This is a genomic window from Methanobrevibacter sp. (assembly GCF_036307625.1).
Taxonomy (GTDB): Archaea; Methanobacteriota; Methanobacteria; order Methanobacteriales; family Methanobacteriaceae; genus Methanocatella.
The window spans coordinates 1-4,581 of record NZ_JAXJXF010000161.1 but is presented as its reverse complement, the minus strand read 5'-3'; the positions used below and the strand labels follow the sequence as shown (position 1 = coordinate 4,581).

At 33.3% G+C, this 4,581-nt stretch carries 2 protein-coding genes and 1 pseudogene; all 3 read right to left on the bottom strand.

Features of this window, described 5'->3' with window-relative positions; translation table 11 throughout:
• Positions 1–2,743 (bottom strand): hypothetical protein (locus UIB65_RS10260; protein WP_330041476.1); only part of this gene is annotated, 2,743 nt, incomplete at its 3' end.
• Between the two features lie 248 nt (positions 2,744–2,991).
• On the bottom strand, positions 2,992–3,930 hold the full coding sequence (locus tag UIB65_RS10255) for a DUF1848 domain-containing protein (RefSeq protein ID WP_330041473.1): 939 nt from the start codon (positions 3,928–3,930) through the stop codon (positions 2,992–2,994).
• A 438-nt stretch (positions 3,931–4,368) separates the two neighbouring features.
• Positions 4,369–4,581 (bottom strand): annotated as a pseudogene (locus tag UIB65_RS10250) (MFS transporter); the annotation flags it as partial.

Here is a 4,581-nt window from a genome sequence, read left to right as displayed (position 1 = left end):
TTGTCTTGAATGTCTTGGACTTGGCAGCTATCTTAGGAGTTGCCTTTTTGACAGTGACCTTGACGTTTTTGGATGACTTTTCATACTTGTTGTTGCCATTGAATGCTATTTTTGCAGTGTATGAATTAGGAGCTAATCCTTTGGTTGAGACTTTGACCTGACCTTTCTTGTCGGTAGTGTATGTATTAGTGCCTTTAAGGTTAACGGCTATAGTGACACCGCTGATTGGATTTCCATTGGCATCCTTCAAAGTGATGACGAGGTTTTTGTCAACATTATAAACTGTTGTGACTGCAGAAGATGCGATTTCAGTAGGAATCTTTTTCACAGTCACATTAATGGTTTTGCTTTCAGCAGCTGCAAATCTGTCAGTACCGTTGAATGAAACAGTAATGACAGCACTACCTTCACCGACAGCAACAAATGAATCATTTACAATCTTAACAACAGATTCATTGCTGGATGTGTAAGTTAAGGTATATTCATCAGTGATATTGTTTCCGTCTTCATTTTTAAGCACAGCGAGATTACCACAATCATCATCCACATATACTGTATAAGCTTCTTCAGATGCTTTAATTGAGGTAGGTATTTTAGAGTTTTCTATTGTAATGGTGTAGTATGCATTTTCGTATCTACCGGTTACAGTTCCGTTTCCTTCTTGTGAAGGTGTGTATACAATCTCTTCATTTATTAATGCTTCAGATGTATTCACCAATCCAAGTGTTGAATACAAATCTAAAAAGACAGATAATGATTTATCATAATCCTTGACGGTTTTTGTATTGTTATCGTATGAATAAAATTTAAATTTAATTGTTGATGTTTGGTTTAAATTAATTGCAGCAGGACTTGCTGTTGCATTCAGGAACAGCCAATTATCCAGATTATCATTCACATCAGGATCCACATCATAATTTGTAGCATTATTTCCAAACCAGTTATCAGTAAGTTGAATATTTCCGTTTTTGACATTTATTTGACTTGCATTATTGTTCAGGAATATGGAATCTTGAATTATATTGTCAGAAGTAGCATTATTAACATAAATAAGATAATATTGTGCAGTGTTATTTAAAAATAGGTTGTTTTCAAATGTATTTGATGATGTTACACCGGAAAGGGTGATTACACCAGTAATTTTTGCACTGTTTTCTACAAATTGTGTATTGTTGAATACGCTATTTTCCATTCCCTTATCAAAGTTTACTGCCCCACTTCTGCTTTTAGGAGCGCTGTTTTTATAAAAGACGACCTCATTAAATGTTGTATTTTTTACTGCCTTATAGAAATTGACAGCACCACCATCAACGTTTTTAGCAGTGTTATTCATAAATAGAATATTTTCAAAGACATTTGATGTAGACACACCGGTTACATACAATGCTCCACCATTCCTATTGGCAGTATTGTTGGCAAATAAAACATTATTAAAGGTATTGTCTTGTGTAGTAAATTGATAATTTAATGCACCGAATCTTATAGCTCCTCCGTCACGCCCCTGGGCAGTATTATATATAAATAATACATTTTCAAAGGTATTTGACTTGGTGTCTTTTGTAACGAACAATGCACCACCATTTTGGGCTGCAGTATTATTGGCAAACAAAACATTTTTAAATGTAGTGTTGGTCAAATCAGAGTGCTTGCGTGGACCAATGTTTATTGCTCCCCCATCATCTTCTAAAGCAGTGTTATTTAAAAATAGGGTGTTTTCAAAGGTGAGTGATGAAATGGTTCCGGTAATTCCTAGTGCACCACCAGTCTTAGCAGCATTATCAAAAAAGAAGGAACTGTTAAATACGGAATTTGTTATTCCAGCATCGATATTTATTGCTCCACCCACATTTTTTTCAGCGCGATTATTAATGAATGAAACATAATTGAATGTTGCACCGTCCACCTTTCCATGAAAATTGATGGCACCGGCATCTGTTGTAGAGACAGTATTGTTTTCAAAGGCTACATGTTCAAAGGTATCTGATGTGGATGTCTCTTTAATATATAAAGCTCCACCGTTACTCTTGGCTAAGTTATTTATGAAATCCACGTTTGTGAATGTATTTGATAAAGATTTGGCACCTATGTATAATGCTCCTCCGTTTTTCTTATCAGTGTTGTTTTCAAATGTTATATTTTCAAATGTATTGTTTGTGGATGAGTACCTGAAACGGATTGCACCCCCATTGTCTGCAGCAGTATTGTTAATGAAATTCAAGTTGGTAAAACTACTGTTGGATAAATCATACCATACGTTAATTGCTCCACCGCATCCATCAGTATTTCCGTTTTTAAAGGTGATATTATTTAAAATCACATCACTTTTTGCCTTAAGCTCAAAAATCCTAATTTTACCTGATGCATCAATATAATGCCCATTACCGTTAATGGTTATCGGTTTATTAATGGTTATCCCATAACCTGTAAAATTTGAATCCCATTGATAGTCCCTAGTCAGGTTTAAAGACCCGTTTCCGACATTATCAATCTCCTTTTGCAGTTCTGAAAAGGTACCAATTCCATCAGCACCAATTATTTCACAATTATCTGCTTGTGTCAATGTAATGTTCTCTTCATTTGTCTTCAAATTATCTGCAGCCATTTCATTTCTTGCAGATAATTCAATTTGGCCTGTATCCTCACCGGCCACTATCGTATCGTTCACATCACTTGCGCTTGCTGTTGCTATTGCAAATAGAAAAATAGCCATCGCAAGTATGATTATGCTTTTTTTGTATTTCATTGAATTCGTTCTCCAAGTATTACTATTAAAAATTTTTAAAGAATTATGCTATTTTAAACAAGTCACAATTAATGTGATTTTCCCGTTTAAAATATTCAATCTTTGCTCATAATTCTATAAACTGAGATTAATAAATTTATCCATTATCTTTAAAAACAGATTAAACGCAATTAAATAGGGCAATGATTTGTTTTTCGATTAAAAAATTAGCTATGACTGCAAAAATACTTTGACCCTGTCAAAGTAGTTCAAAAATCAAATAAAGTTCTTTGTTTGGGTTCAATATACCTTATTACTTTTGTCTCAATTAGATTGTCATTTTCTTTAAGGTGTCCAAGCAATAACGGAGATTTCTCATCATGCATCTTTATAACCTTTTTGGGAATGTCCGGTTTTCTGTTGGCGTAGCAATATTTGCATTCACTTAAACAGGAATTATAGGCACCAATGTCCCTTGATGGAAGGCAGTGGCAGTTTTTCCTAATTCCGGTTCCTTTAACATTTTTATAAACTACATTGTGTGCCTGTTCTAAAATTTCACTAGTTGTGCAACCTGCAGCATGAATGTTGTATTTCTCATAGCTTTCGTTTGTTGCACATGTTTGAGTGTAGAGATTATATTTTTTTGATATCTCCCCAATTCCTTCCAATAGCGTTTCCCTATCCTCAACAGTGAATGGAATTATCTCAGGCATATTATCTTCCACTTTCTTATACATATCCACAAAGCTGAAGATGCATCTGTAAACTAATGGTGAAATCTTTTCAGCCATATATTCAAAGGTTTCCAAATGTTTTTCAACAGTGTATTTTTCAGTTAGAAGAATTGGGTCATATCTCCAGAGAATTTTATTTCTGCCAACAATATCCGATAATTTTTCCAGCGTATTAATAGATTGGTCTATTGAAGGAACTTTAGGCTCTATGTCCTTGCCGTATCCAGTAATTGTATAATTACATAATATACGATACTTTTTATCTATATTGCCAATGTGCTTTAATATAGGCTGGTAATTTTTGGAGCAGAACAGTAAGCAGTCTACATCTTCAGGTTTGAGACTTAACTTGTAAACCTGTTCTCTTGCAAATGGATTTCTTGAATATGCATATCCTTCTTCAAGTCTGTTCAATAGCCATGAAGTATAATAGTTGACTATGTCTGTTCTTCCACCTACATTAATTATCATGCTATCCCCTTACCATTTTACTAATTTATCTTTGGTGACAATCACATTTTTTATTTGTGTTTCGACCAGCATCATGAAACATATTTTAATTAATTACATCTGTTTATCATTAACATATATAAAGGATTACAAGTTGCTGATTTGATTTCATGGTCATCATTTCAAGATGTTGAAAGAAAAAAACAATGAATTAATTAAAATTGTTGAAAATAAGTCAGTGAAAATAATTTGTGAAGATTAAAGAACCCATAAAGCACCTAATTCGCCGCTCATCACGACGAGACTATATGGGAATACTTTTATCTTTAAAATCTTACTGTTAATACTTGCATTATCATAGTATTTAAATATATGTTTATAAAATTCAATTAATACTATGAACACTATTACATATACCAACACAAACCCTTAACAAAAAAGTAAGTGAGAGATAAACTCTCATTGTTTTTTAATATTTTTATCTTTTATCCGCAGCGTTAGAATTAAAATAACACCTAATATGATGGCCAATATCTGCATTACGAATGCCATTGCATTCTGAATAATCATATCTGCAGTATTCACAATAATACTATCCTGTGCTTTAACATCATCTATATTACCCACTTTTTGGAAGTAATCATAGACATCTTGATGGAATTGTTCATCACC